Raw genomic sequence first — 20,400 nt, 5'->3', positions numbered from 1 at the left:
GGGACAATATTACATAAGGGCATGTGTCGGATTTGACTCAATATTTATTGATTCATAATTCTAAATAATTCTTGTCGTACATACGTTTCCTTGAGTATGGAAGCAAAAAGGGCGGTAGCTTTCATAAGCTACCGCCCCGAGGCTTTTCTTATTATCCCAAGAGAGGAGCTGAACATCCGCTTCCACTACCTCTTGGCTTGAGTTGCTAGAATTCCCAGTGCACTTCTAGCTGATCGCGTTCACCAAATCGCTCTAGGTGACCACCCACGATAGCTGCTAGCTTTTCGCGCTTTTCAGCATCAGCTGCGTATACCGCGAGTTTGAGGTGGTCAACACCGTCGATGGGCTCTACCAGTACATCTGCGTAACCGGTAAAGAGACCGTCACGATTAAAAGTCAGACGGGTTCCGTATTCGATGTCTTCGCTAGGAAGCTTCGCGCTGAAGTGAGATGCTAGCTGCTTTGCGTAGCGTTCAGGACGCGCGGTATCTACGATTGTTTCACCCGTAAAATCGAGTTCTTCAATTGCGGGGTAATCGGCGGGGGCAATAATCTCGCCGGTGTTCTCGGAATGATCGCTCAAGACTTGCTCCTTATGTAAATCTTCATTCACCTGAGCGAGCTTACAGCAGGTACCGACCCCGATAAAGGGTAGTTCAGTAGCTGATACAAAGATCATAGTTCAAAACTGAATATTTGAGATGCGAGCCGTCCCCTACCAGTCTCATTCATCGCACGTGCGTAAGCACAAACACACCGTATAAGTTACTTTTCGACATTACCTCCCGTATATTCAGCCGTAAGATTAACAGGTAATTAACAGCGTCAACCGTGCCGCACCTGATTCTAGGGCCTCACGGATAGACGCTCTCTTCATTTTTGGGCACACACACCCACCGAGTATCTACGGATTTTCACGAATGGCTTCTGAGAACACCGCGGCTCATGTTTCCGCTTCAGCACCAGCACCCAAAAACGGGCTGGATCGCTTCTTTAAAATCTCTGAACGAGGTTCAACCGTTGGCACCGAAATCCGCGGCGGTCTCGCAACCTTCTTCGCAATGGCATACATTGTTGTGCTCAACCCCTTGGTTCTTGGCTTGGGACCGGACGCGGCCGGCAACGCCCTTGGTGTCGAGCGCGTTGCTGCTGTTACCGCTTTGATTGCGGGCATCTTGACCATCATCATGGGTCTGTGGGCTAAGCAGCCCTTCGCGATGGCTGCGGGCCTCGGCGTTAACGCGCTGCTGGCATCCACCATTGCAACCAACCCCAACCTCACCTGGCCGCAGATCATGGGTCTGGTCGTGTGGGCAGGTATTATTATGGCGATTCTGGTTCTCACCGGCTTCCGCCGCGCAGTATTCGATGCTGTCCCCGAGTCGCTTAAGACCGCAATTGTTGTGGGTATTGGCCTGTTCATCGCGCTCATCGGCCTGGTCAACGCTGGCGTTGTTCGCCGCATGCCGGATGCTGCTGGCACCACCGTCCCCGTCTCATTCGGCGCTGGCGGTCACCTCATTGGCTGGCCGATTTTCATCTTCCTGTTTGGTCTCTTCTTGACCATCGCACTGTTCATCCGCAACGTGCGCGGTGCGATTCTAATCGGCGTGGTCGCATCCACCGTTCTCGCTATCATCATCGAGAAGGTAGCACCCTCAGGTTCATCCATGGATTCAGCAACCGGCTGGTCACTCATGGTTCCCGCGATTCCCACCCAGTGGCTGGGCGTTCCCGACCTTTCACTGATCGGCGCAGTTGATATGACCGGCGCATTCGCAGGCAGCGCACTCGGCGGCCTCGGCGCAACCATGCTCATGTTCGCGATCCTGCTCGCTGTATTCTTCGACGTAATGGGCACCTCCGTTGGTCTTGCCGCAGAAGCCGGCACCATGACCGAAGACGGCAAAATCGAGAACATCGACCGCGTCCTTCTTATCGACGCTGCAGGTTCAGTTCTCGGTGGTGGCGCATCCAGCTCCGCACACCAGATCTTCGTTGAATCAGCAACCGGTATTGGTGAAGGCGCGCGCACCGGCCTTGCCAACATCGTCACCGGTGTGCTGTTCTTGCTCGCGGTCTTCGTCTCACCGTTGGTCAAGATTGTGCCCTTTGAAGCTGTTGCACCGGCACTCGTTGTTGTCGGTTTCTTGATGGTTCGCCAGGCAATCCATATTGACTGGGCTGACTGGGGCTTGGGTATTCCCGCGTTCTTGACCATCGTGATGATGCCCTTCACCTACTCCATTGCTGACGGCATTGGTGCGGGCTTCGTGGCGTACTCCTTCATCCGCCTCATTCAGGGTCGCGGTAAAGAAGTACACCCCATCATGTACATCGTGTCACTCGCATTCCTCATCTTCTTTGGAATGGGCGTGATTGAGGGCTGGATGCACGGCTAAAGCCGATTCCCCCTTGCGGTTTTCTTACTTTCCGTGGATTTGCGCTGTAAAAATCGAGTTTTTACAGCGCAAATCCACGGAAAGTTGTTTTAAGAGTACTTTTTAACCGCGCTCAGGGCTTGGGCCGTGTACCCGCCACCAAAAAGTACGGCATGCAAAAGCAGCAGGTGCAGCTGGTGAAGCTCCACGCGCTCCTGCCAACCGGCGTCCAAAGGGGTTACCTGCTCATAGCCCGCGATAATCTCGCGCAAGTACGGAGTACCAAAAAGTGCGAGCGCTGCCAGGTCATCTTCGGGGTGACCGCCGTAAGGCGTGGGGTCAATGAGCACGGCATCAGAGGACGTCCACAGCAGGTTGCCTGCCCACAAATCGCCGTGGATGCGGGCGGGCTGGGAGTTGCTGCCGTAGGATCCGTCGAAGTCGCCGTCGCGCAGGCGCTGGCTCAGGCGATCGAAGACTGCCCGCTCGGTTTTTCCGAAGTCTTTGACTTTCTGCACCAGCGGGGCGATGCGCGCATCCGCCCACATGGAACCCCAGTTTTCGTAAGTGCCCAGCGGTAGTTTGAGCTGGTTACCTGCCGGGCCTTGTAGTCCGGCGCCCGCCCAGCCGGTGGGTCCCACCCCGAAAGCATCAGCGCCGGATGCGTGTGTGCGGGCAAGTTGCGCGCCGAAGTCTCCGGCAACCCGCTTGGACGGTGTTGCTTCTTGGATGCGTTCGATTTCTAAAGTATCTCCCTGTGCCGAGACCACCTGCGCCACGCGAGCGCCGCCATCAGCAGTGGCTTCTGCCAGCCAGGTGAGCCCGGCAGCTTCCCAGGCTACCGCGCGTTCGGAGCCGTGTTTGATAAAAGTTTCCATATCTCCACTGAACTACAGAATGGTGAGCAATGCAGGGTTTTCTCGTCTCGCGCGAAACTTTTCGTGGATTCGCGCTGTAAAACCGTAAAAGTTACAGCGCGAATCCACGGAAAGTTAGTTTAAAGCCGCTTAGTACGGTTGCGTTAGATTAGAGGTATGAACACAGACACTCGCTGCCCCTGCGGAACGGGCGAAACCTACGGCAACTGTTGCGCGCGTTTTCACACCGCTTTCGCTGAATCCGGCACTCTCACTGCTCCCACTCCTGAGGCTTTGATGCGCTCCCGCTTCACCGCGTTTGCGGTGGGCGACACTGACTATCTGAGCGCCACTTGGCATGCCAGTACGCGTCCTGCAGACCTTGAGCTTGATAATTCTTTGCGCTGGTACCGTCTGGATATTGAGGACGCGACCGGTGGAGTTTTCGATTCCGCCGGAACGGTGCGCTTTGCCGCTTTTTACCGCTCTCTTCCGGGTGTTCCGGCGGAGGAAAAGGTGAAGGGTGTGCAACGTGAGAACTCGCGGTTTGTGAAGGAAAACGGCTCGTGGTTCTACGTGGATGGAGATATAGACTAGCCCCACGCCGAGAATGCACTTTAACCCGGATTTTCGCTCAAAAACCGGGTTAAAGTGCCCTCTCGGCGCTTAAGTCTGCCGCCGGATCGCGTCGCATCTTGCCGGAGCGCGCGAAATCACGCACCCATGCGTCGTCCTTATATTGTGCGGGCACGCCGCCACCCAGCAGGCGCTTGGCGATGGCGGCGGTCGCCACTTCCCCATCCAGCGGCAGAGGCGAGAAGGAGCCCGCCAGAATAATGTTTCCGCGGCGCCTGCCCTTGAGCATGGCAGGGTCAGCCACCGCGCACGTGTGCGGGAAAACCTGCGCAATCGCGGCGGCCTCGGCGCGCGCGCCCTGCAGATCGCGGTTGTCGCCGCAGTTGATAATGTACAAACCGTTCTCTGCCAGTGAGGACGCGGCAATTTGGGTGAACTCTAAAGTGGTCAGCGGCTCAGGGGTGATGTAGCCGGCGAAGACGTCGCGAATAATAATGTCGCGGGATTGCGGGGCGAAAGACTCGGTCACCGCGCGTGCCTCACCCACACGGATTTTCACTAGGGGTGCCTTGGGTAGCTCAAACCATTCGCGCACGTAGTCGGCAAGTTTGCCGTCCAACTCGACCACGGTGTTGCGCGATTTGGGGTAGACATCCGCCAGGTAACGCGCCATAGAACACGCGCCACCGCCCAAGTGAGTGATGCGTAGTTTTTCGGCGTCGAGGTGGGCATCAACGTAGGGTTCAATAACGGCTACCAGCCAGCGCATGTATTCAAAGTCGAGTTCGCGCGGGCGTCCCAACACAATGTGTGAGGATTCCATGCCGTTGATCTCTAACACCCAGCCGTCGGGGGTGTAGTCGTCTTCGATGAGTTCGGCGACGCCGGTATCGATTTGATAGGTACCTTCGACCGGGCCGTGCTCAGGAGTCTGCTGCTTTTTGGGTTTTCTTCTACGTTTAGCCACGAAATAAGCCTACGCTATAGGTAAAGACCAGGGAAAAGGAGAGCTCGTGGGTTTTGTATGCAACGGCAGGTATGTACTCGATGCCGTGACCGAGGCGGGTGCCAATAAGTACGTTGACCTGCAGATTCGTTGCCTGGGTGAGACCTACAGTGATATTACCGACGCGGAGTTCGCGGCTCGTCACCGCGCAGACAAGGCGAACTTACTCGAGGAGTTCGCCGAAAATATCGCCGCACCCGGTGCCCGCGCCTGGCTTGCCTACGAGGTTCCGGGGTGGACGCCGTCAGGCGGGCTATCCTGCGCTGTGGGTGCAAGATTGGAGTGGGAGAACCCGGTGGGCTTGGGGCTGTCTCGCCCCGGCCCGTTGAGCTGGGAATCCTACATGCCGGTGACGCCTGTACCCGAAGGCACGCGCGAGCTCACGCAGCTTTACACACTGGCGTCTACCCACGGCACGGGGTTGGGGCAGGCGATGTTTGATGCGCTGATTTACCCGGACGAGGACGCCTACCTGTGGGTGATACGCGGCAATGAGCGCGGCGTCCGGTTTTATGAGAAAAACGGGTTCTCACTAGAGGGAACGTTCTTTGAGTGCGGTGGCGCGTGGTCACCCGAACCTGAAATTTCGGCCACGCTCCCGCCAGAGAAAATCGCGCACACCGGGCGGATGTTCCGCGGTATCACAGTGTAGGTGTTGCGCAAGGACGCGGTAAACCGACTACTCGTGCCACCGCGTCCTACCTATCCTTCAGATAAAGGAACCCGCAGGTCAAAAGCCAAAACGACAGCACGCGCCAAGTCTTTCTCTTGAGTCTCTGTTAAGTAGCCGATGGTGCGCCCTAAAGCTGAAGCGGGAACAGTCAAAATGTTATCGATTGACGCAACACACTCATGGTCAAGACCATTCTGAGAACCTAGCAAAACCTCGCTTGAAAGCCCCTTCACCGTTGAAGTGATAGGGGCGATTGTTACTTTGGACATCACAAATCGAGTTGGCTCGCGGGTCAGAACTAGAGCAGGGCGGGTCTTATCGAGGTGCACCAGACATATTTCGCGCATGCTCAAACCTAATCAATAACTGCCGATGAGGCAGTCCACGCAACTAAATCGTCGAGATCATCTTCAGTGCCCTGTTCTTGAAGAATTTGAGTATCGGCTCGTGCGGCGTATTTACGACGTTCTTGCTCGAGTGCCTCAGCCACAATAGCGGCACGGCTCGGGGCCTCACCATGTGCGACTGCAGAGTCGAGAAACTCAACCAGGTCATCGGGCAAGCGAACGGCAATTTGAGTAGTCATAACCCAAGAATACCAAAATGGGATTCACCCAGAAAGGCGGAAGGACGCGGTGAACCGACTACCCGTGTCACCGCGTCCTTACCTCAACGTTATGTCGGCCAGGCTGGCTAAAAGATAAGCTACTCCGACTCAGCGATCGCCTTTTCGAGGCGGTCTACCTTGCCCTGAATTTCACCGGAATCATGGCCGGGACGAATATCAGCTTTCACAACCAGTGAGACTCGAGAACCAAAAGCTCGCACAGCGTCGGTGGCGCGCTTGATAACGTCCATGCACTCGTCCCAATCGCCTTCGATAGTGGTGAACATGGAGGTGGTTTCGTGGGGCAAACCGGACTCGCGTACGACCTTCACAGCTGCGGCAACTGCGTCGTGAACTGAACCGTCTTCGCCCGTAGTCATGGGCGCTACTGAAAATGCAAACAACATGTTCTAAGACTATGCCCTAGTGGCTGTAGCGTAAACACCTCATGAATACCTAGTTCACGGTCATAAAAGACAATTCATGATTCATAAACACGGCTTATAGTTGTTGTACGTCACGCTCACGGTATTATCCGTATGTCCTTATTCGTAAAAAAGAAAGCTACTCGATGAGCACAGCAGCCCACGGTGGCACCCCCCTGTTTTACAGCAAGAAGACATTAACGTCGTCAACCCCGAGGACATGAAGAAGGCCGTACGAGCAACTCTGCTCGGCAACTTCATGGAGTGGTTCGCCGTAGGCGTCTACTCCTATCTCGGCGCATCCTTGACTGCCCTCTTCTTCCCTTTCGGTGATCCCTGGGCAAAGCTCGCTTTCTACGGCGCCCTGTTGGCGATCTTCGTCGTGCGTCCTTTGGGTGGCTTTATTCTTGGCCCGCGCGGCGACAAAATTGGTCGACGCAAGGTTCTAGCGTTCACCATTATCATGATGGCGCTGGGTACCTTCTTGATTGGTTGCATTCCCAGCTATGAAACTTGGGGCATGGCGGCACCTATTGCCCTGATTTTGCTCAAGTTTGTGCACGTTTTTCAACCGGTGGTGAGTACGCGGGCGCAACGACTTTTGTGGTTGAGTACGCGCCTGATCGCCGACGCGGGTTCTGGACGTCCTTCTTGGACATGAGTTCTTACATCGGTTTTGCGACTGCGGCTGCCCTAGCGACCATCGTTGAGCTCATGCTTACCCCCGAGCAGATGCTGGACTTCGGCTGGCGCATCTGTTTCTGGGCCGCTCTGCCGCTGGGCATCATCGGCCTGGTTTTGCGTACCCGAGTCAAGGAATCATCAACCTTCGAGGCCGCCAAAGAGCATAACGCTGAACTTCAGCAAGAAAAGCGCGGTAGCCTGAAAACTATCTGCAAAGAGTACTGGCCGCAGCTGCTTATTGGTTCTGCGCTAGTCATGTGTGCGCAGGTCACCGGCTTTATTTTTGCAACCTATATGCCTTCTTACCTCACCGATAATCTGGGCTATGACACCCTGCACGGCAACATTTTGCTCATTCCTATCTTCTTATTGGTGGCAGCATGCTTGCCGTTCTTCGGTTTGCTATCTGACAAGGTAGGACGCAAGACCCTAATGCTCACCGGCGCCATCTTAGGTCTGATTCTGGCCATTCCAGCGTTCTGGCTCATGATGCTGGGACACGTGTCGACGACCCTCATCGGCTTGTTCCTCATGAGCCTGGTATTGATGTTCCAGATTTCAGTGCAGCCTTCCGCCCTACCCTCACTCTTTCCCACGCATCACCGCTACGCCGCAATGGCTCTCATATTCAACCTGTCAGCGACCCTGCTGGGTGCAACCGCTGGTTCTGTTGTGACCGTGCTGGAAAGCTGATGGCACACCAACTACGCGGGTGCCTACTACATGATGTTTGCCTGCGTCATCGGCATCATCGGCCTAACGTTCTACAAGGAAAGCGCAGGACGCAACCTGCTCGGATCCTTCCCGCCCGTAGCGTCCGAAGAAGAGGCATCCGAGCTGGTGCGCACCCAGTTTGAGAACCCCAAGCTGGACACCACCACCATGCCGATTGCCACGGTGCGTCCGCGTAGCTAAATGACTGCATAACCACTGATTACTTGCATAAAGACTGGTGCCTCATGCTCTTCCTAAGAATATGGGGCATCAGTCTTTTTGTGCTTGCACGCTCCGGCTCCTGCCAAAACAGTGGTAGATACCGTGCCCAACACCATATACCTTTTACGCCCAAACAGCCCGAAACCTACCACCTGACGCTTATGTATAAGTAGCATTAACAATGACAAGAAGGCTCTCGCGCCTTGACTCACGTCTTTACATAAAAACGTCTCACGGCGCGATGGCAACACAGGCTACGCAAACACGCGCAGCACACAACGCTATGAGGATGTTTTTACATGGCTACTGGCATTTACCTATCCGCAATGACCTCACAGTCAGGCAAGTCCCTGGTTGCGCTCGGTCTTGCTGATTCACTGATCAAGCGCGCAGACCGCGTCGGCTTCTTCCGCCCCGTCTTCAACGGCACCGTGGAATCAGAAGACCCCATGGTCAAACTCATGCGCAAGAACTTCAACCTCAGCGAAAAGCAGGCACGCGGCGGTGTCTCGCTGGAACGTTGCCGCGAACTTCTCGCTGAAGGCAACCACGAGGAGATGTCATCCATCGCTGTGTCCGTCTACGGTGAAATGGCTGAGCACTGCGACGTCATCATCATCGACGGCACTGACCTCATGGCGCACAACGCAGCAACCGTAGAATTCGACCTCAACGCCGAGTTCTCACGCGACCTCGGCGTACCCGTCATCGCTGTTGTTGGCGCGCAGGACTCATCAGTTGCAGACATCAACAACGCGGTAGACGTTGCACGCACCGAGTTGCACGACGCTAAGGTCGACGTACTGGCTATCATGGTCAACCGTTGCGCACCCGAACTCGTTGAAGAAGTAGAGCAGAGCGTCAAGCGCGGCCCCTCCAAGCGTCCCGTCTACGTCCTGCCCGAGATGCCCGAAATCGCGCAGCCCTCAGTCCGCGAAGTTGTGAGCGCACTCGACCTCAACACCAAAACCATCGAAGACGAGATGCTGGACCGCGACATCCACGACATCAAGATCGCTGCGATGACCGTCTCAAACTTCCTCGCACAGTTCGAAGACGGCGACTTCGTCATCGTTCCCGGCGACCGCACCGACGTCATGGTTGCAACCCTGGCATCAGCACTGTCACCGAGCTTCCCCGCACCGGCAGGTATGCTGCTCACCGGCGGATTCGAAGACACCGTATCACCCGACTCAGTGATCGGCTCACTCGTTGAGCGCTCACCCTTCCCCGTGTTCCGCACCGACCTCGACACCTTCAAGTCAGGACGCGCAGTAGCAGGCGTACACGGCAACCTCTCACTCGGCCAGCCCCGCAAGGTAGCGGCAGCTCTCGGTGAATGGTCACGACGCGTCGACGAGCACGAGCTGCTCGAGCGCCTCGAACTTGAGCGCCCCGCGTCCATGACCCCCTTGCGCTTCTTGCACAACCTCATCGAAAAGGCACGCTCCAACCGCCGCGCCATCGTACTACCCGAAGGTCAGGACCCCCGCATCCTGCGCGCCTCAGAAATCATCGTGCGCCGCGACTTCTGCGACATCGTACTGCTCGGCGACAAGAAGCAGATTCTCGAAGTTGCCCAGAAGGAAGGTATCGACCTGCCCATCGCTGAAAACGAAGGCGACAAGGGCATCCGCATCATCGACCTCACCAACAACGAATACGCTGAAGACTTCGCAGCAACCTACGCAGAACTGCGCGCACACAAGGGCATGACCCTCGAAGGTGCACGCAACCGCATGTCTGACCCCTCATACTTCGGCACCATGATGGTCTACAAGGGCCTCGTCGACGGCATGGTCTCCGGTGCAGTCAACACCACCGCGAACACCATCCGCCCCTCACTGGAATTCATCAAGACCCGCGAAGGCGTCAAGGTTGTTTCATCCGTCTTCCTCATGCTCATGGAAGACCGCGTACTCGTCTTCGGCGACTGCGCTGTGAACCCCAACCCCAACTCAGACCAGCTCGCAGACATCGCAAAGGCATCAGCAGAAACTGCACGCCAGTTCGGTGTTGACCCCAAGGTCGCAATGCTCTCCTACTCCACCGGCACCTCAGGCGCCGGCGCAGACGTTGAGCAGGTCGTTGAGGCAACTGAGAAGCTGCGCGAGTCAAACCCCAACTTCGCGTTCGAAGGCCCAATCCAGTTCGACGCAGCATCCAACGCATCCATCGCAGCGTCCAAGCTGCCCGACTCAGATGTTGCAGGTCAGGCAACCGTGTTCATCTTCCCCGACCTCAACACCGGCAACAACACCTACAAGGCCGTTCAGCAGACCTCAGGCGCAGTTGCAGTCGGCCCCGTTTTGCAGGGTCTGCGCAAGCCCGTGAACGACCTTTCACGCGGTTGCACCGTTGAGGACATCGTGAACACCGTGGCGATTACTGCTATTCAGGCTCAGACCCTTTAATCAACTGTGGTTCAAAGGGCAGAGTTTGCCTGTAAGGACGCGGGTTATTGACTGCGCGAAGTACATTGCGGGGGGGTGTGCCCCTCGCCTGCTGATGAAGGTCGCTGGGCGACCTAGTCAGCAGGCTCGGACGGAGCCCCCGCAACGCACTTCGCCTCCGTCACAGGAGACAGCTAGGTGCGCAGAAAGACCAATATCTCTTCTTCTCACAAGGGAAAAGATATTGGGGTACCAACGGTCAGTGAGACAGGCAGCGACAGTGCGACTGCGAGTTTTAAACGCGGACGCTGAACTATCACCGCACTGTCTCGCTCCGAAAATTAAACTCGACCCCCGCGTCCGCGTTTAATGTTTGAGCTTGAGCGCTTGTCGCTGCTGTCGAACTTCAACCGCTTCCTCACCCAAAATCTTTTACCGCCAGCTACCGGCTGGTATCAACTATCAAGGAGTAAATACATGCTCGTACTCGTTATTAACTGCGGTTCTTCATCTGTGAAGTACCAGGTTCGTGATACCGAAGGTTCAATCGAAGACACCCAGGTCATTGCTAAGGGTCTGATTGAGAACATCGGTACCAAGATTCCTAACCACACTGAGGCTCTGGAAATCATGGCGAAGAACCTTGAAGAGCCCCTGCACGGTAAGACCATTGACGCAATTGGTCACCGCGTTGTTCAGGGTGGCGACATCTTCACTGAGCCCGTTCTTATTGACGAAGATGTTCTGCAGAAGATCGATGATCTTTCACCTCTGGCTCCTTTGCACAACCCTGCTCACGTTTTGGGTATCAAGGCTGCAACTAAGACTTACCCTGGCGTACCCCAGGTAGCTGTTTTCGATAACGCTTTCCACTCGACCATGCCTGAGCATGTATACCGTTACGCTGTTCCTGAGAAGTTCTACACCGAGTACGGTGTACGTCGCTACGGTGCGCACGGTACTTCGCACGATTACGTAACTGGTATTGCGGCTGAGTTCTTGGGCATTAACCGTGATGACTTCAACGGCATCATTGCTCACTTGGGTAACGGCGCGTCCATCACTGCTGTTCAGGGCGGTAAGTCATTGGATACCTCCATGGGTTACACCCCGTTGGCTGGTCTTGTGATGGGTACCCGTTCCGGCGATATTGATCCCTCAGTTCTGACCGCTTTGATGATGCGCGACCCCGAGATGACTGCTGAGAAGCTAGACCACATCCTTAACAAGGAATCAGGTCTGCTCGCGATTGCTGGCAACAACGATATGCGCGCTGTTGTGGAGGCAATGGAGTCTGGCGACGAGAGAGCAAAGCTCGCACTGGATATGACTTCTTACCGCCTGGCTAAGTACATTGGTGGCTACCATGTTGCTGTTGGTGGCGCACAGGCTCTGGTATTCACCGCGGGTATTGGTGAGAATTCATCACCGTTCCGCGCACTTGTTGGTGAGCGCCTGGGTGCTTTGGGCATCAAGCTTGATCCCGAGTTGAACTCGGTTCGTAGCGACGCTCCTCAGATTATTTCAACTGAGGACTCAGCGATCCCCGTTTTGGTTATTCCTACCAACGAGGAGAAAGCTATCGCTGAGGCTACCGTTGAGGTTGTAAACAGCTAGTCGCTAGTTACTAGCGTCGCGCCCGGTGCCCTACCTAGGGCTCCCGGGACGAAAAAATTACCCGGATCCGTGCAAATTACCCGAAAAAATCGGGTATAAAGCACGGATCCGGGTAATTTTTTGCCTTAAATAAGCGGAACGCCGCAGACTCCCCAGACTGCGGCGTTCCATATATCGGGTAGATTCCCAAATATCCGATACTTGATGCACCGGCAGCGAACGACGCTGTTCGTCACCGGTGCTAGGCACTACCAGCAAAATAGCGCCTGCTTATGTGGCTCGCTTTCTTCCCCAAGAAGCGGGCTTTATGCTTGCGCGCATCGAGTTCCCCAGCTCGATATAGTGCGCACATGAGGTTCAGCATTTTCCCCTAACGCAAATCCTCATTTGTTCGTCTCTATGCACCACCATCAGCACTTGGTAGCGCATCATGCTTTTCACCGGGTTGATCCAAGACCAGGAAGGCTTTTCTCACCGCAGATCGGGCACGTTCCCTATTGACGATTTTTTGACGGTTTTGACGCCGTCACCCTTAAAGAGCGGGTTTGGCCGGTTTCATGACGCAAAAACGAAAAACTTTTTAAAAGTTTTTAAGTAACTGCAATTCGTAGAGCACCCCTCGTCCTCAAGAACTATTGCTCTGAAGATCCATAAGGACGCCGGGTTCTTCGGATATCGTCCGCAAGAAGTAAATCAGGGCAACCTCTTTGGATATTACGCGCGCACTCTATAGATTGGACTTAGTCCCAGTTTCACAGCCACAAAACTGTTCTAAGGATATTCATGAGCAACCAGCCAGGCCCCCAGCAGGGCGGCCACCGTCCCCCGGCAAACACCGATGAACTCACCACGCCTTTGCCGAACGACCTTTCGCGCGGCTGGCTGCCCGAAGACACACGCCAAAACCCGATGTCACCGCTACCGGCGCCTAAGCTGTTTGGCTTTCAGACGCTTCTGCCTTTCAAGTTCATCAACGCGCTACGCCACCCCGGTGAGCTACCCTGGCTGATCGCGGCGTACAGCATCACGCTCGTTGCCTACATTGGTGTGGCGGTGTACTTTGTGACCTCATTTATTCCTGATCTGCAGGCTATCGATGTGGACTCCGAAACCGGTTCAGCATCCAACATTGGACTGATGCTTCAGCTGGCTCTGCTGGCGGTTTACTTGCCGCTTCTGCTGTTCTTTGCGCGCGCAGTTATGTACGCGCAGATTCGCCTAACAGGTGTGCGCATTACGCCCACGCAGTTTCCCGAGGCCTACCAGATGGTAGTTGAAGCAGCTCGTGCAGCCGGTCTACGTCGCGTCCCGGACGCCTACATTCAGCTGGGCAACGGGCAAATCAACGCGTTCGCGTCCGGCCACGGGCACCGCCGTTTTATCGTAATCTACTCAGACCTCTTTGAAATCGGTGGGGCTCCACGCAATCCCAACGCGCTGCGCTTTATTATCGGGCACGAAGTCGGACACATCGCCGCAGGTCACACCAGCTATTTCCGCCTGATCTTCACTTCTTTGTTCTCTCAGTTGCCCTACGCCGGCGCGATTCTATCGCGTACTCAGGAGTACACCGCCGACAACTTTGGCTACCGCTACTGCCCGCAGGGCTCACGCGAAGTTATCGGTGTTTTGGCTGCCGGCAAGTACCTGATGAACGAGGTCAACTTCGACGAGTACGCCAACCGCGCGGTTTACGAGGGCGGCTTCTTCACCTGGTTCGCGAACCTGGGCGCCTCGCATCCTTCGAACACATGGCGCGCACATGCACTGCGCGACCGATCAGAACCCGGCCGCATCATCTGGCGTCCCAAGAGCAACCCGCCCTACCCGCTGTCGATGGTTCCCGCGGCTGAGCCCGCAGAGACCTGGGCTGATCCTATGCAGGCAACCGACTACATGAGCATCTACCCGGAGAACCCAGAAAACCAGCACTTCGGCATCGCCCGCGTGGAGTCGAAGGTTCCGGCGAGCCAGCGCGACCGACGCGTCGCCGATATGCTCGACACCGAATGGGTGCCGCCGTATCTGCGCGAGCAGCGCGCCCGGGAATACCAAGGGCAACAGGGACAGGGAGGTCCTGACCAGCAAGTAGATAACCGCTAGCCCACTCGCTGTAATAGGGGCTGGGTGGAGATTTTCCGAGTGAGCGAGGAAATAAAAATCTTTGCCCAGAAAGCCTGTCTCAGGAACCTCGCCCACCGGTTATTCGCACGGATGAGATTTTAATCGTGAGAGGGGAGCGATGTACCACTTTTTACCTCAAAAGTGGCACATCGCTCCCCTGTCGCGTTAAGGCAAGTGCAACGTCCTATCAATACGGACGCGGCTACAAAAGTCCTCGTCGTGGCTCACCAGCACCAGCGCCCCCTCATAGCTGGACAGCGCGTCCACCAGCCAGTTGACCGAGGAAATATCGAGATTGTTGGTGGGTTCGTCGAGCAACAGTAGCTGCGGGGCGGGGCATCTCAGCAGGATGCGTGCGAGTTCCACACGGAAACGCTCACCGCCCGAGAGCTCGCTGATGCAGGCGTTAACGCGGTCGCGTTTGAATTGCAGTTGTGCCAGTTGGTCTCGCAGGTACTGCTCGGTGGCGGTGATGTTGGTTTGCGCGACAGTTTCTAACACCGTCTTATCCGGCGCGAGGTTGATGCGCTGACGCAAGTACCCGCACGATGTCAGCGCGTAGGCGACAGTGTAGGACGCGGGCCGGTCCGTTGGAGCGGTGAGTCCGGATTCGTGAGCGATGTGGTTGAACAGGGTTGTTTTACCGCTGCCGTTCGCGCCGGTGATTCGCAAGTGTTCTGGTCCTTCAAGAATGATGCTCTCCGGCATGCTCTCCGCATCTGCGCGGGTGAGGGATAGTTCTAGGACTTTCTTCCCGGCAGGTAAGGCCGTTTCGGGCAGGTGGATGTAGATAGAGTCGTCCTCGCGCACTTGCTTTTGTGCGTCGTCAACCGACCGGCGCGCGTCCGCCACGGAGTTCTCGTGTTGTTGAGAGCGTTTAACCGCGGTGCGCTGCGCGGAGTTTTTGTCGAGCCCCATTGCCATGCCGGGTTTGCGTTTTGAGGCAGCGAATTTTTTACCGCGTCGCTCGTCGCGTGCCAGTCGGGTGAGCATGTCGGCGCGTTCTTTGGTTTCTTTGCGCTGTTGCGCTTTCGCGTCGCGGACGGTGCGTTGAGCCGCATGTTGTTCGGCGTCGATAGCCTGGGCGTAGCTCTCGTAGTTACCGGTGAAGGTGCGCAGGGTTCCTTGATAAAGCTCAGCAATTTCATCGACGTGCGCAAGGAGGTCTCTGTCGTGGCTGACGATGACTGCCGGGCAGGGCAGGTGGTGCAACTGCTCGATGAGGCTGGATTTAGCGTGCGAATCGAGGTTGTTGGTGGGTTCGTCGAGCAGCAGAAAGTCCGGTGAGGATGCGAGTGTTGCGGTGAGCGCGAGAGCCACAGCCTCGCCGCCTGAGAAGGTTGAGAGGGGGCGCCGGAGAAACTCTGAGACCTCCGCATCCGAGAGCCCTGTAACCGGGGCGAAGTCTGCCCTGGCCAGCGCGACAATGATCTGCTCACCAGCGTCCCACTTATCGCCGATTGCCTCGTACACAAAATTGGAAAAGTCGCCGCTTTCTAGGGCGGTCAGGGCGTCAAGAATTTTTGTAATTCCAAAAATATCGGCAACCGTGCTGTTCGCATCAAGCCCGAGATCTTGCGGTAGATAAGCAACTCGCGCAGGACGCTGCACATCACCCGACGTCGGCTGAATGAGCCCAGCGAGCACCTTGAGAAACGTTGATTTACCGCTGCCGTTATCTCCAACCAGGCCCGTCAGGGGTGCACTGAAAGCACCGGCTAGGTCGGAGAAACAAGAGGTGCCGTCCTGCCATGTGAATGACAGGTGAGAAAAAGACACAGAGCAATCATTAAAAGTGGACATCACAAAACGCCTATCAGCTAGAGATTTCAGCTAAGGCGCGGGCACGCTTTAGCTACTTATGCAGAAAGCGTTTGTGAATCCAAGGGATTGCCTCTCGTAGGGAATAAAACACCTCAAAAGCAACATAGACCACATAGGGCTAAGAAGGGGTGTGCAAGCAACACCCCGTATTGCTTAATTTGTATCTCCCAGGATACATTAAAGCTTATGGAAATCCTGCAGACCGATACCTATAAACGCTGGTATCAAAACTAAAAGACACACAGGGGCGAGCCCGAATAGATATCACCCTCACGCGATGTCTACTTGCAGGAAGGGTAGTTGGTGACATCAAGCCACTAGGAAACGGGGTAAGCGAGCTGCGCATTCACACCGACCCCGGTTACAGAATCTATTACACCCTCAAAAATCAACAAATGATGCTTCTCCTCATTGGAGGAAGCAAAACAAGCCAATCCAAAGATATAGAAAAGGCCTACAATCTAGCCCGAGAACTACAGGAGAGCCAATGAATACCAAACTTTCACCGCGGGACGCCGCCGAACACCTCGAAAGTCGCGAACAAATTATCGCCTACCTAAACGCAGCACTCGAAACCGGGGAATCTGCAGTGCTTCAGGCAGCCCTAGGCGATATCGCACGCTCACAAGGCATGGCTACAATTGCCGAAAAAGTTGGCGTGGGCAGAGAATCCCTCTACAAGTCACTCAGTACAGAAGGGAATCCCTCCTGGAAAACCGTCCTCAAGATCTTCAACGCCCTTGATCTGCAACTGGAGGTTAGCGAAAAAGCGGCGGCGTAAATTTTACCCTCAACGGTGCGAGGGATTTTAATCGCGAGAGGGGAGCGATGCGCCACTTTTGAGGTAAAAAGTGGCACATCGCTCCCTCTCGCAGTTACCTAGCAGGAGGTTAAAACTCTTCGCGGGCGGATTCCTCCGGGGTCGCGCTCAAAAAGTGCGGCTCGTTGAAGCCACGAGAAGCAAACGCCTCGCGCACAGCGTGGGCTACCGCATCCTGCTCACCTGCGCGAACCAGCGCAACCGCCGAACCACCAAAACCACCACCGGTCATACGCGCGCCCAGCGCACCGGCCTCCAACGCAACGTCCACGGCAACATCCAGCTCGGGGCAGGTCACCTGATAGTCATCACGTAAGGATGCGTGTGAGGCGGTCAGCAGTTCACCTAGTTTCGACCAGGTGCCAGCGGTGGGCTCGCCCGCTTCAAAAAGCTTGATAGTCTCAACTACACGCAACTGCTCAGACAGTACATGGCGCAGCAACGCCTCAACGGTATATTCACCGGGAACCTCTACCTCACCTGCGGATGCAATCTCACGCCAGCGAGCTACAGCGTCATCAACATCGCCCTTAACCTCGGTGCCGTCGGTAACCAAAGAGCTCAAAAATTTCTCACCGAAAGCGTCCGCCATGGCATCGCAACCAGCGCGACGCTTAGCGTACTGACCGTCGTTGAGCTGGTGCGGCGCGCGGGTATCAATCACCAGTAGCGAAAGCCCCGCGGCGGCAAGATCAAGCGGAACCTTGGTGGTCGCAAAATCACGGCAGTCGATGGTCAACACTGAGCCCTGTGAAGCGCGCAAAGAAATAGACTGATCCATGCCGCCGGTGTTCGCACCGGCAATCTCATTCTCTGCCTTGATGCAGGCAGTCGCTAGCTTCTTTCGTCCTTCGTCGGTAGCCGCGAGCAACTGGCGTGAAGAATCATTGCCGCTAGCCAGCGCATCAAAAGCCAACGCAACGGAGCATTCTAGTGCCGCCGACGATGACAGTCCAGCACCCAGCGGAACATCCGAATCTACGGCAATGTCAGCGCCGGTAACCTCATCCAAAAGACCAAGTTCACGCATCGCCCAGGGCACGCCAACCACATAAGCAATCCAGCTATCCACGGCACCGGGGGCAATCGCGTCCGCCGCGATCCCTGTGGTCTCGCTACCGTCCTGAGTGGAGGTCACGCGCAGAACACCGTCGGTGCGCGGTGAAATTGCCACGAAGGTGCGATGCGGCAAGGCAAGAGGCATCACGATGCCGCCGTTGTAGTCAATGTGCTCACCAATCAGGTTGACGCGGCCGGGCGCGGAAAACACGCGTGCCGGCTCATAGCCAAATTCATCAATGAAAGCCTGACGCACGCGCGCTACGTGTGCACCGGTTTCTTGGGCGGTTTTCCAAACAAGTTCAGTCATGATGCGAGTTCCTTAAAACGTGCGGCAATGCGCTCGGGTGTGGTGTCAGAAATCCAGGCGGCTACCGCGGATTCACTGCCCGCCAAGAATTTCATCTTGTTGGGTGAGCGCATGAGCGAGAAGATGCGCAGATACATGCGCGAGATGTGCTCACCGTCGCGAGTGGGCGCCTGATGCCAGGCGGCAATGTAGGGCAAGGTGGTGACGCCTTCAAAGAAGCGGTCCAGGCGACCCACAATGTCGAGGTAGAGCTCGGTGAGCTCATCTTTTTCAGCGTCGGTGAGCTCTGTAAAGTCGCGGGCTGCACGACGCGGGAATACCATAATCTCTACGGGCCATTTAGCGGCGAAAGGCACGAAAGCTACCCAGTGTTCGGTTTCTTTGACGATGCGAGTACCTTCAGCCAGTTCCTTGTTCAGCAGGTCGCCGAGCAGGTCCGCTCCCCCGTTGTCTGCCGCGTATTTTTCTGCCTGACGCACCACGGCAGCGGTGTAGGACGGCAGGTAGGAGTAGCCGTAAATCTGCCCATGAGGATGCGGCAGGGTCACGCCGATCTCTTTGCCGCGGTTCTCAAAGGGGAACACCTGCGCGATGTCCGGGTTGGCAGAAAGTTCGCGGGTGCGGTGCGTCCACGCTTCAACGACGGTGCGGGCGCGCTTGAAACCTAATGATGCGAATGAGCCCTCAGTCTCGGGGGTAAAGCAGACGACTTCGCAGCGTCCTGCCGGGGTGGTTTCAAAGAAAAGGTCATCATCACGGTGAACCGCTAGCGGGCCCTGCAGCGAAGGAAAGCGGTTCTCAAAGACGGCAACATCGTAGGTTTCTTCAGGGATTTCACCGGGGACGCTCCCGCGGCCAGCAGGTGCCAGCGGGTCTTCGTCGGCAGGCGGCATGAAGGTGCGGTTGTTGCGGTGAGCGGCAATGGCAACGGATTCACCGGTCAGCGGGTCACGGCGAATGGACGCAGCTTCCACTGGTGGTAGCTCACGCGCATCTAGCGGACGAGGGTCTTTAATTTTGCGGACTTTTTCTCCGGAAACATAGGGTTCTGAGTCATCGTAGAACAGGATTTCGCGGCCGTCAGCGAGGGTTCCGCGGGTGATGCGTACGGGGTGGTTGCTCATGCTACTACTACCTTGTTGACGTTATCGGTGAGCACGCGGTGCTGCTCGTCGGTGATGGTGTTGCTGGTGATTACGGTGTCGACGTCGCGCCATTCGCCAAAACGCATCAGACCGGTGACGCTCCACTTGGTGGCGTCGAAGACTGCGACGACTTCTCGGGCAGATTTCATGAAGACCTGGTTGGTGTGGCCTTCATGCAGGTTGGGAGTGAAGAGGCCTTTCTCACCAATGCCGTGGGCGCCCATAAAGAGGATATCGGTGGAGAGTGTGCTCAGCGCGGCGTCCGCGATTGGGCCAACGAAGGCGTCGGACGGGGTGCGTTCGCCGCCGGTGAGTAGGGTTTTGATGCCGGGTTTGAGATCTGCGTGGAAGATGTTGAGCACCTGCAGAGAGTTGGTGACCACGGTGATGTCGGTAAGCTCGGGTTGCGCCGTGATTTCTTGGGCGATTTTGGCGCAGGTAGAACCGCCTGCAATGCCGATGGACTGCGAGCTGTGCACAAGGTTCAGGGCGGCGCGGGCGATGGCGGATTTAGCGTCCGCGTTGATTGCCATTTTCTCGGCGAACTGCGGCTCGTGGGCAGAAGTTACAAGGGTAGCGCCGCCGTGGACGCGGGTGAGGACGCCTAGCTCGTCGAGCTCAGCGAGGTCGCGGCGAATGGTCATGGTTGAAACATCAAGCGACTCGGCAAGGTCTTGAACCTGAACGGTTCCCCTGGCGTGAACCTGCGCCATGATGGCGTTGTGACGTTGCTGAGCAAGCATGTGAACCTTCTTTCGGAAAGCATCTATACACTCGCAGTCTAACAAAAAAGAACATAAACAAACACAAGATCCGCCACTTTTGTTCAAAAAGACCATGTTCCAACTTTGGAAAAATTCTTCCGAGTCATAATTAAACATTTTTAAACTAAAGGACACAGGATTAAACTATAGTGAACATAAATAAACAAATCGGTGTCTTATGCGCACCGTTGAGTAGAAC

At 55.9% G+C, this 20,400-nt stretch carries 21 protein-coding genes; 11 read left to right on the top strand and 10 right to left on the bottom strand.

The features are described from left to right. Positions 1–205: 205 nt before the first annotated feature. A complete protein-coding gene (locus tag HF984_RS03935; RefSeq protein WP_210729565.1) occupies positions 206–583 on the bottom strand; it encodes a DUF2218 domain-containing protein in 378 nt (125 codons plus the stop codon). Between the two features lie 337 nt (positions 584–920). On the opposite strand from HF984_RS03935, the gene HF984_RS03930 reads away from it, so the two are divergent. After that, positions 921–2,402, top strand: a complete 1,482-nt coding sequence (locus HF984_RS03930) for an NCS2 family permease (RefSeq protein ID WP_168614387.1) — start codon at positions 921–923, stop codon at positions 2,400–2,402. Between the two features lie 89 nt (positions 2,403–2,491). On the opposite strand, the gene HF984_RS03925 is transcribed toward HF984_RS03930, so the two are convergent. After that, positions 2,492–3,259, bottom strand: coding sequence for a fructosamine kinase family protein (locus HF984_RS03925; protein WP_168614386.1), 768 nt, complete (start codon positions 3,257–3,259; stop codon positions 2,492–2,494). A 156-nt stretch (positions 3,260–3,415) separates the two neighbouring features. On the opposite strand from HF984_RS03925, the gene HF984_RS03920 reads away from it, so the two are divergent. Further along, positions 3,416–3,835 carry a YchJ family protein gene (locus tag HF984_RS03920; RefSeq protein WP_168614385.1) on the top strand — a complete coding sequence of 140 codons (420 nt, stop codon included), beginning with the start codon at positions 3,416–3,418 and terminating at the stop codon, positions 3,833–3,835. 49 nt (positions 3,836–3,884) lie between these two features. Here the strand turns inward: HF984_RS03920 and HF984_RS03915 are convergent, their stop codons facing one another. Beyond that, on the bottom strand, positions 3,885–4,781 hold the full coding sequence (locus tag HF984_RS03915) for a fused MFS/spermidine synthase (RefSeq protein ID WP_168614384.1): 897 nt from the start codon (positions 4,779–4,781) through the stop codon (positions 3,885–3,887). Between the two features lie 46 nt (positions 4,782–4,827). Here HF984_RS03915 and HF984_RS03910 point away from each other — a divergent pair, with 46 nt between their 5' ends. After that, positions 4,828–5,472 carry a GNAT family N-acetyltransferase gene (locus HF984_RS03910; protein WP_210729564.1) on the top strand — a complete coding sequence of 215 codons (645 nt, stop codon included), beginning with the start codon at positions 4,828–4,830 and terminating at the stop codon, positions 5,470–5,472. Between the two features lie 50 nt (positions 5,473–5,522). Here the strand turns inward: HF984_RS03910 and HF984_RS03905 are convergent, their stop codons facing one another. The 3 genes from HF984_RS03905 to HF984_RS03895 all read right to left on the bottom strand — a co-directional run bounded on the left by HF984_RS03905 (position 5,523) and on the right by HF984_RS03895 (position 6,507). Continuing rightward, positions 5,523–5,840: a type II toxin-antitoxin system PemK/MazF family toxin gene (locus HF984_RS03905; protein ID WP_168614383.1), complete on the bottom strand. Its 318-nt coding sequence runs from the start codon at positions 5,838–5,840 to the stop codon at positions 5,523–5,525. 8 nt (positions 5,841–5,848) lie between these two features. Beyond that, positions 5,849–6,079, bottom strand: a complete 231-nt coding sequence (locus tag HF984_RS03900) for a YlcI/YnfO family protein (RefSeq protein ID WP_168614382.1) — start codon at positions 6,077–6,079, stop codon at positions 5,849–5,851. A 119-nt stretch (positions 6,080–6,198) separates the two neighbouring features. Further along, positions 6,199–6,507 (bottom strand): thiamine-binding protein, encoded by a 309-nt coding sequence (locus HF984_RS03895; protein ID WP_168614381.1) that lies wholly within the window; start codon positions 6,505–6,507, stop codon positions 6,199–6,201. 238 nt (positions 6,508–6,745) lie between these two features. Between HF984_RS03895 and HF984_RS11695 the strand changes: the two genes are divergently transcribed. From HF984_RS11695 to HF984_RS03865, 6 genes are all read left to right on the top strand, one after another. Continuing rightward, on the top strand, positions 6,746–7,186 hold the full coding sequence (locus tag HF984_RS11695) for an MFS transporter (RefSeq protein ID WP_168614380.1): 441 nt from the start codon (positions 6,746–6,748) through the stop codon (positions 7,184–7,186). After that, positions 7,129–7,902: an MFS transporter gene (locus HF984_RS03885; RefSeq protein WP_168614357.1), complete on the top strand. Its 774-nt coding sequence runs from the start codon at positions 7,129–7,131 to the stop codon at positions 7,900–7,902. Before HF984_RS11695 ends, HF984_RS03885 begins: the two co-directional genes overlap by 58 nt. A 30-nt stretch (positions 7,903–7,932) precedes the next feature. Beyond that, positions 7,933–8,124 carry a hypothetical protein gene (locus tag HF984_RS03880; RefSeq protein ID WP_168614379.1) on the top strand — a complete coding sequence of 64 codons (192 nt, stop codon included), beginning with the start codon at positions 7,933–7,935 and terminating at the stop codon, positions 8,122–8,124. Between the two features lie 320 nt (positions 8,125–8,444). Further along, positions 8,445–10,559, top strand: coding sequence for a phosphate acetyltransferase (gene pta / locus HF984_RS03875; RefSeq protein ID WP_168614378.1), 2,115 nt, complete (start codon positions 8,445–8,447; stop codon positions 10,557–10,559). A 456-nt stretch (positions 10,560–11,015) separates the two neighbouring features. Continuing rightward, positions 11,016–12,155 carry an acetate/propionate family kinase gene (locus HF984_RS03870; protein ID WP_168614377.1) on the top strand — a complete coding sequence of 380 codons (1,140 nt, stop codon included), beginning with the start codon at positions 11,016–11,018 and terminating at the stop codon, positions 12,153–12,155. Between the two features lie 783 nt (positions 12,156–12,938). Then, entirely contained in the window at positions 12,939–14,258 is a 1,320-nt protein-coding gene (locus HF984_RS03865; protein ID WP_168614376.1) for a M48 family metallopeptidase, read from the top strand. Between the two features lie 186 nt (positions 14,259–14,444). Here the strand turns inward: HF984_RS03865 and HF984_RS03860 are convergent, their stop codons facing one another. Further along, entirely contained in the window at positions 14,445–16,058 is a 1,614-nt protein-coding gene (locus HF984_RS03860) for an ABC-F family ATP-binding cassette domain-containing protein (RefSeq protein ID WP_343947470.1), read from the bottom strand. A 263-nt stretch (positions 16,059–16,321) separates the two neighbouring features. Here HF984_RS03860 and HF984_RS11905 point away from each other — a divergent pair, with 263 nt between their 5' ends. Then, positions 16,322–16,594, top strand: coding sequence for a type II toxin-antitoxin system RelE/ParE family toxin (locus HF984_RS11905; protein WP_210729572.1), 273 nt, complete (start codon positions 16,322–16,324; stop codon positions 16,592–16,594). After that, positions 16,591–16,884 (top strand): addiction module antidote protein, encoded by a 294-nt coding sequence (locus tag HF984_RS03850; protein WP_168614374.1) that lies wholly within the window; start codon positions 16,591–16,593, stop codon positions 16,882–16,884. The genes HF984_RS11905 and HF984_RS03850 overlap by 4 nt, the downstream gene beginning before the upstream one ends. Before the next feature lie 109 nt (positions 16,885–16,993). Here HF984_RS03850 and galK read toward each other — a convergent pair whose 3' ends face one another. From galK to HF984_RS03835, 3 genes are read right to left on the bottom strand one after another with little or no spacing between them, the layout of a single operon-like run. Beyond that, a complete protein-coding gene (gene galK, locus HF984_RS03845) occupies positions 16,994–18,292 on the bottom strand; it encodes a galactokinase (protein ID WP_168614373.1) in 1,299 nt (432 codons plus the stop codon). After that, complete coding sequence (gene galT, locus HF984_RS03840; protein WP_168614372.1) at positions 18,289–19,416, bottom strand: galactose-1-phosphate uridylyltransferase; 1,128 nt, start codon at positions 19,414–19,416, stop codon at positions 18,289–18,291. The genes galK and galT overlap by 4 nt, the downstream gene beginning before the upstream one ends. Beyond that, positions 19,413–20,180, bottom strand: a complete 768-nt coding sequence (locus tag HF984_RS03835) for a DeoR/GlpR family DNA-binding transcription regulator (RefSeq protein WP_168614371.1) — start codon at positions 20,178–20,180, stop codon at positions 19,413–19,415. Before HF984_RS03835 ends, galT begins: the two co-directional genes overlap by 4 nt. Positions 20,181–20,400: the final 220 nt, after the last annotated feature.

The organism is Rothia terrae, from assembly GCF_012396615.1.
In the GTDB taxonomy this organism is placed as follows: domain Bacteria; phylum Actinomycetota; class Actinomycetes; order Actinomycetales; family Micrococcaceae; genus Rothia; species Rothia terrae.
The sequence above is the reverse complement of the archived record's forward strand: the minus strand, read 5'-3'. Positions and strand labels throughout refer to the sequence as shown.

Coding starts and splice junctions, on each gene's coding strand:
- HF984_RS03930 (WP_168614387.1), top strand. CDS start 921: ATGGCTTCTGAGAACACCGCGGCTCATGTTTCCGCTTCAGCACCAGCA.
- HF984_RS03925 (WP_168614386.1), bottom strand. CDS start 3,259: ATGGAAACTTTTATCAAACACGGCTCCGAACGCGCGGTAGCCTGGGAA.
- HF984_RS03920 (WP_168614385.1), top strand. CDS start 3,416: ATGAACACAGACACTCGCTGCCCCTGCGGAACGGGCGAAACCTACGGC.
- HF984_RS03905 (WP_168614383.1), bottom strand. CDS start 5,840: ATGCGCGAAATATGTCTGGTGCACCTCGATAAGACCCGCCCTGCTCTA.
- HF984_RS03900 (WP_168614382.1), bottom strand. CDS start 6,079: ATGACTACTCAAATTGCCGTTCGCTTGCCCGATGACCTGGTTGAGTTT.
- HF984_RS03895 (WP_168614381.1), bottom strand. CDS start 6,507: ATGTTGTTTGCATTTTCAGTAGCGCCCATGACTACGGGCGAAGACGGT.
- HF984_RS11695 (WP_168614380.1), top strand. CDS start 6,746: ATGAAGAAGGCCGTACGAGCAACTCTGCTCGGCAACTTCATGGAGTGG.
- HF984_RS03880 (WP_168614379.1), top strand. CDS start 7,933: ATGATGTTTGCCTGCGTCATCGGCATCATCGGCCTAACGTTCTACAAG.
- pta (WP_168614378.1), top strand. CDS start 8,445: ATGGCTACTGGCATTTACCTATCCGCAATGACCTCACAGTCAGGCAAG.
- HF984_RS03870 (WP_168614377.1), top strand. CDS start 11,016: ATGCTCGTACTCGTTATTAACTGCGGTTCTTCATCTGTGAAGTACCAG.
- HF984_RS03865 (WP_168614376.1), top strand. CDS start 12,939: ATGAGCAACCAGCCAGGCCCCCAGCAGGGCGGCCACCGTCCCCCGGCA.
- HF984_RS03850 (WP_168614374.1), top strand. CDS start 16,591: ATGAATACCAAACTTTCACCGCGGGACGCCGCCGAACACCTCGAAAGT.
- galK (WP_168614373.1), bottom strand. CDS start 18,292: ATGACTGAACTTGTTTGGAAAACCGCCCAAGAAACCGGTGCACACGTA.
- galT (WP_168614372.1), bottom strand. CDS start 19,416: ATGAGCAACCACCCCGTACGCATCACCCGCGGAACCCTCGCTGACGGC.
- HF984_RS03835 (WP_168614371.1), bottom strand. CDS start 20,180: ATGCTTGCTCAGCAACGTCACAACGCCATCATGGCGCAGGTTCACGCC.